Source organism: Synechococcus sp. B60.1, from assembly GCF_047462555.1.
In the GTDB taxonomy this organism is placed as follows: domain Bacteria; phylum Cyanobacteriota; class Cyanobacteriia; order Thermostichales; family Thermostichaceae; genus Thermostichus.
The window spans coordinates 17,253-23,243 of sequence record NZ_JANSJN010000036.1 but is presented as its reverse complement, the minus strand read 5'-3'; the positions used below and the strand labels follow the sequence as shown (position 1 = coordinate 23,243).

6 protein-coding genes are annotated in these 5,991 nt (G+C 58.6%); all 6 read right to left on the bottom strand.

Translation table 11 applies throughout. The features are described 5' to 3' along the window. On the bottom strand, window positions 1-284 hold a 284-nt coding region (locus NW863_RS05840), incomplete at its 3' end, for a protoglobin domain-containing protein (RefSeq protein ID WP_414365146.1). A 52-nt stretch (window positions 285-336) separates the two neighbouring features. Next, window positions 337-705 carry a roadblock/LC7 domain-containing protein gene (locus NW863_RS05835; RefSeq protein WP_414365145.1) on the bottom strand — a complete coding sequence of 123 codons (369 nt, stop codon included), beginning with the start codon at window positions 703-705 and terminating at the stop codon, window positions 337-339. Between the two features lie 110 nt (window positions 706-815). After that, the gene (locus NW863_RS05830; RefSeq protein WP_414365143.1) at window positions 816-1,703 is read right to left on the bottom strand and encodes a DUF4388 domain-containing protein; all 888 of its coding nucleotides are present in this window, start codon (window positions 1,701-1,703) and stop codon (window positions 816-818) included. A gap of 319 nt (window positions 1,704-2,022) precedes the next feature. Continuing rightward, the gene (locus NW863_RS05825; protein ID WP_414365141.1) at window positions 2,023-2,856 is read right to left on the bottom strand and encodes a DUF4388 domain-containing protein; all 834 of its coding nucleotides are present in this window, start codon (window positions 2,854-2,856) and stop codon (window positions 2,023-2,025) included. 279 nt (window positions 2,857-3,135) lie between these two features. Beyond that, window positions 3,136-5,610 (bottom strand): heavy metal translocating P-type ATPase, encoded by a 2,475-nt coding sequence (locus NW863_RS05820; protein WP_414365139.1) that lies wholly within the window; start codon window positions 5,608-5,610, stop codon window positions 3,136-3,138. A 147-nt stretch (window positions 5,611-5,757) separates the two neighbouring features. Continuing rightward, a partial coding sequence (locus NW863_RS05815) for a hypothetical protein (RefSeq protein ID WP_414365138.1) occupies window positions 5,758-5,991 on the bottom strand: 234 nt, incomplete at its 5' end.

Below are 5,991 nucleotides of genomic sequence, written 5' to 3'. Positions count from 1 at the left end.
ATTTTCCAGCGGCGCTCGGCATACTGGGGGCCCCAGTTATCCATGCCTGTGAACATTTCCTTAAACCAGTCGGCAAAAGTCTGGCCCAGCCGCTGCCGGTTATGCTTGGCAATGATGGTCGCCATCTCGGCATCGCGATCCAAATAGCCGTAAAAGGCATCCGACATTTCTGCGGCAATGCTGCTGCCCCAGTCGGCACTTTGCTGCAAAATCCTCTTATCTTCATCTGTAAATTGGGTGCGCGAGATCAAGACTTGCAGCAGCTCCAAAGGTTTGATAGCCATAGTTCCCTCAGAATCAAGTCAAAATCAAGCTCAGCTTCTCCACTTAGCCTCTCTACTTCATGGCTTCCGCAATACTTGCCGCGGCTCGCTTCATCTCCAAAAACAGCAAGCCCTGCTTTACTTCATCGCTGGCAATCGTCAGCAGTACAGCATCGGGGCCGCAACTGGTTAAAACTCCATATCCCTTTTCTCCCTGCACAAAGACCCTCTCTATGGTCCCACGACCCAACTCTTTCCCAATCCGCTCCCCCAAAGAAAGCATGGCAGCAGACATGGCCGAGGTTCTTTCCTCGTCCATGCCCATGGGCAATGTGGATGCCAATGGCAACCCATCAGGAGTAACCACAGCCGCTCCTTGAATTCCTGGCGTGCTGGAAATGTAGTTCTGGAGAATTGCCTGCAAAGAGGATAAGTTAGCCATTCTTTCTCTCCCCGCTTTCAGCCCTTTTCGTCATTTTTCCATCTGTTCTTATACCTGCTGCAAAAGATAATAACGCAGAGATCTACCCAAAGATTTCTGCTCCCAAAAAATCATCTATCACGAACTCCCCTCAGTAAAGTGGCAAGTCGCGCAACGAGGGAGGGCTTAACCTGCTCATTCCCTTCTTGGGAGGGAAGCTGCTTGGCGTTCAGCTTCTCCTTTGCGGTTTCTAGGTTGTCTGCTGCTGTTGCCGACTTGTCCAAGAAAGCCGCGAGAGAAGCAGAAGCAATAGTCGTTGGGCCATCACAGGGACTGATGAGCCCCAGCTTGGCCAGGCGGGCGCAGGCATAGCGAACTTCCAGAAGATCTGCCCCCAGCAGCCGGGCTAGGTCGGTCAGCCGGCGCGAAGGCGAAACCTGCTCCAGGATCCCCCACTCCAAGGCAGAGAGCTTGTACAGGGGCAGCTCAGTGCTGGTGCGCCAGAAATAGCTGTCCGGCTGCGGCAGGTTCTCCTCAGGAAACTGATCGAGCTTAAGCTGCTGTAGCCCTTCTAGAACCAAAGCACTCGCCCCCTTGCTTAGGCCAGTCATCTCCCGATAAGGCATGGGTGCGTTAGGTAGGAAGCTGAAGTGGCCCGCTTCCAGAGCAAACAAGCTGTAGAGCCCCACCTGCAGTTGGTGGCGGAAGAGCTTGGCCAAAGCTGCCGGCGAGATCAACCCTTGCCGCTGCAAACACCGCCCCAGCGGCTCTTCCAGTCCACAGAAAGAAGCCAGCTTTTCCACCACCCGCTCGCTGACCAGGCCCGAACGGGCCAATAAACTCTCCAAGCGATGCTCCTCTTCGGGGGGCAGAGCCGCAATTACCCGACCTTGATAAAACCAGATTTTGTAGATGCCGTTTGGGGCCCAGATGGAAAGTTGCCCTGTTTTGCCGCCTTTTTCAATGAGCTGCAACAGATCGGGCAAAGAAAATTCCTGGAGGTCTCCAATGATGGCCATAGCAATTCTTTAGCCTCCATTAGTTTCAGGGATCCTCAAAGACACTATCATTCTCATCCGGTGATTCCCAGACAACAACCGTGTAGCAACGGCAAAGCTACCTTTGCTCAAGCACTCGAGCTAGCAGCAATTCTACTGACGAACGATTTCATTGGAGAGATAGGGTCTAGGCATTGAGCTGCGTAGGATTTTGGCATCAATTCCTATCACTATTGTGTCGCTCTGATCTAGATCCGTTACAACCATTCAGCTCATCTTTACCTAAATTAACTTCGTAAAGCCGGCATGGGGAAATGCCATAAGATTTTACCCTACCGGCTTATTTTTCGCGAATGGTTTTGAGGAGGGTAGAGAGGCGGCTGACCAAAGAAGGCTTAACCGGCTCCTTCTCTTCCCGAAGGGTGGAAAGAAACTTAGAAGCCGCCGCGAGCGCAGGCTGGGGTGAAGCCGCCGAGCTGTCGCAGGGGCTGATGAGCCCCAACTTGGCCAGGCGGGCACAGGAATAGCGCACTTCCAAGAGATCTGCCTTCAGGGATTGAGCCAACTCAACCAGGTTACGAGCGGGGGAGATCTGCTCTAGGATTGCCCACTCCAGCGGCGAGAGTTTGTACAAGGGCAGCTCGGTGCTGGTGCGCCAGAAGTAGCTGTCCGGCTGGGGCAGGTTTTCTTCCGGGCGCTGCTCCAACCGAAGCTGCTGCAGCGCTTCTAGAACCACGGCGCTGGCCCCTTTGCTTAGGCCGGTCATCTCGCGGTAGGGCAGGGGCACGTTGGGCAAAAAGCTAAACTGGCCAGCTTCTAGGGCAAAGAGGCTGTAGAGCCCCACTTGCAGTTGATGGCGGAAGAGCTTGGCCAGAGCTGCCGGCGAGATCAACCCTTGCCGCTGCAGGCAAAGGCCTAGAGGCTCCTGCAAGCTGCAGAGGAAGGCTAACTCCGCCACCACCTGCTCGCTGACCAGGTTTAAGCGCACCAGCAAGCGCTCCAACCGGTGCTCTTCTTGGGGAGACAAGGCCGCCACCACTCGCCCCTGATACAGCCAAACTCGATAAATGCCAGTAGGTGCCCAAACCGACAGTTGGCCCGTTTTCTTTCCTTTTTCCATCAAATGCAACAGGTCGGCTAGGGAAAATTCCTGAAGATCTCCGAGCATTGCCATGTTTCCGCGCTCCCTCCACCTATTGGATCCGGCCTTTTCAGTATTTTCCCGGTTTTTCCCTTGCTAAGCAAGTTACAAAAAAGGGCAACTCCGGGCAAGCTTAAGCTCGATTCTACACTTAGATGCTCAAAAGTTACAGCTAATTCATCTTTTCAATCAAACTTAACCAGAGTCCCCACTCTCTCGGCCTCAATGGAGCGGAAGTTGTGGCAAAAGTCCAGCAAAACTTCGGAAACAGCAACAGATAGCAGGTAGGATATTTGTAGTTTTTAATACTTTTTAACTCTGACCATCAGAGGATCCACTGAATACAAAAGTTTGCTTGAGAAGGAGCGAATTGAGGACTACACTGAGGGAGCTGAAGGCCATGAGGCCGCCTGCTAGAGCGGGGCTGAGGCCGATGCTGAATCCGGGCAGGAGCGCGCCGGCGGTCACCGGGATCCCGACCAGGTTGTAGGCGAAGGCCCAGAGGAGGTTTTGCTGGATTTTGCGGAAGGTGGCGCGGCTAAGGCGAATGGCTTCCACGACGTCCCAGAGGCGGTTGCGCATGAGGATGATATCGGCAGTCTCCAGGGCGGCAGCGGTGGCAGAGTGCAGGGCAATGCCCACATCGGCTTGGGCCAAGGCGGGAGCGTCGTTGATGCCATCGCCCACCATGGCAACTCTCTGGCCCTGGGCCTGCAGATCTCGGATAACCTGGGCTTTATCTGCCGGCTGCACCTCGGCAATGACGCGGATCCCTGGCACCTGTAGAGCTTGGGCCACCTGCTGGGCCACCTCGGCCCGATCCCCAGTCAGTAAGACCACCTGCAGGCCCATTTTCTGGAGCTGTTGCAGGGTTGCCTGGGCATCGGGCCGCAAGGGATCCTGCACCGCCAACAGCCCCACCAGGGAGTTGTTCAGGGCCACGCCCACCACCGTTTTGCCGGCTTGCAGCAGCGCCTTGGCTTGGGCCTGCGCTTCAGGAGAAAGCGGGATCCCCAGGGCGGCAAGCCCCTCTAGGGAGGCCAAGAGGATCTCTTGCCCTTCCACCCGCGCCGAGGCCCCCACTCCCGGCTGGGTGTGAAACTTGTCGGCAGAAAGCAAGGCCAGTCCCCGCTCGCGGGCGGCCCCCAAAATGGCTTGGGCCAGAGGATGGCGGGTGCCACTTTCTACTGTGGCCGCCAGTTGCAGTAGCCGAGCCGGATCCAGGGCAGGGTCGAGGACAAGGCAATCCGTTAGGTGCGGATCCCCCTGGGTGAGGGTGCCGGTTTTGTCGAAGACAACTGTTTGCAGGCGGTGGGTTTTTTCCAGGACATCGCCGCCGCGGATGAGCAGTCCCCGCTCCGCGCCCAGTCCGGTGCCCACCAAAATGGCTACGGGTGTAGCCAATCCCAGGGCGCAGGGGCAGGCCACCACCAGCACCGAGATGGCCAGCTTAAGGCTAAGGAGCAGAGGGGTGGGATGGGGGGGGTGATCCCCTAGGTGCAGAGAGGAGTGGAGACCAACCCCCATCAGGATCTCGCTTCCCCAGAGCGGGATCCCGATCCAGTACCAGAAGGCAAAGGTGAGAAGAGCCAGTGCCACCACGCCGTAGGTGAAGTAACCGGCCACCCGGTCGGCCAGGCTCTGGATGGGGGCCTTGCGGGCTTGGGCTTCTTCCACCAGGCGGATGATCTGGGCCAGGGTGGTGTCTTTGCCGGTGCGCGTAGCCCGACACAGCAGCAATCCCGATTGGTTGACCGTCCCGGCCACGACCGGATCCCCTGGCTGTTTGAGCACGGGTAGGGATTCCCCGGTGAGCATGCCCTCGTCCACCGTGGCCTGGCCGGCAATCACTTCTCCATCCACCGGGATCTGTTCGCCAGCCCGCACCTGCAGCCAGTCCCCCACCTGCACTTGTTCGAGGGGGCACCACTCTCCCTCTGAGGTCAGGGATCCCGCAGTCTCTTGGGGTGGCACTCGGCGAGCCAAGTTGGGGCGCAGGCTCACCAAAGCTTGCAAGCTGCCGGCGGCCCGCAGACGGCTCTGCTGCTCCAGGGCCCGTCCCAGCAGGATGAAGCTAAGCAGCATCACCGGCTCGTCGAAAAAGCACTCCCAGCCCACCTGCGGGGCCAACAACCCCACCAAACTAGCCAGGTAGGCGGATCCGGATCCCAGGGTGACTAGGGTGTTCATGTTGGGGGCCAGCCGCCGCGCCGCCCGCCAGCCGTCCAGGACAAGGTTGCGGGCCGGGCCGACGAAGGTCAACGTCGCCAACCCCCAGTGCAGCCAGACGTCGTTGAGGACGGGCAAGCCCAGGCGGGCGAACAGATCCAGGTGGCCGGCAGCAGAGATGAGCAGTAAAAAAGCGGCGGTGAAGGCCTGGTGAATCTGGGCTTGGGTTTGCCGCCGCTGCCGGGCGATGGGATCATCGGGCGCGTCCAGGGCATGATCCCATCCATCTGGGGAAGGAGAATCACCCCTGCCGACGGCGCAGGAGCTGGGAAACCCCGCCTCTGTCAAGATGCGGGCCAGATGCTCGGGGTCAGGCCGGCTGCCAGGGGCAAATTCCACAAGGGCCGATTCGGTAACCAGGTTAACGCTGGCTTTGACCACCCCCGGCTGGTTGAGCAAGACTTGCTCGACGGCCCGAACGCAGCCGGCACAGCTCATGCCGCCCACGTGGAGCAGCAGGGATCCCTGCCCAGCCTGTTCCTGAAAGGGCCCGTGGGACTTCTCTAGGTCTGGCGGCTGAGCTATCCGCTTGGGGAACTTCGCATCGGTAGTAGCCATCTCTAGCGGGTCAACGAAACTTTTCCCTCACCCCCCGCCTCTCTCCTCTTGGGAGAGGGAAGCAGTTCCGCAGCTATGAGTAGTGAGCCTGGGGGTAAGGAGATCCCCCCTATCCTAGCGTTGGCATCTCAGGCCCCTACGGCCCACCTATCCCCTTTGAACCCGCCGCTCAAACTCCTCGCGGGTGGCATCCACCAGTTGCACCGCCTCTGGGTAGAGCTGCGGGTGGTTTTGCTTAAGCCAACTCAAGAGCCGCGCCAACTGGGCGGCGCAGAGATCCAGATCGGCCTGAAAAATCACTGCCGCTGCCATGTGCTGGGCGTATTCGGGGGGATGGCCCTGCTGCGTCAGCTCCGCCGTCAAGGCGGCCAAAGCCTGCTG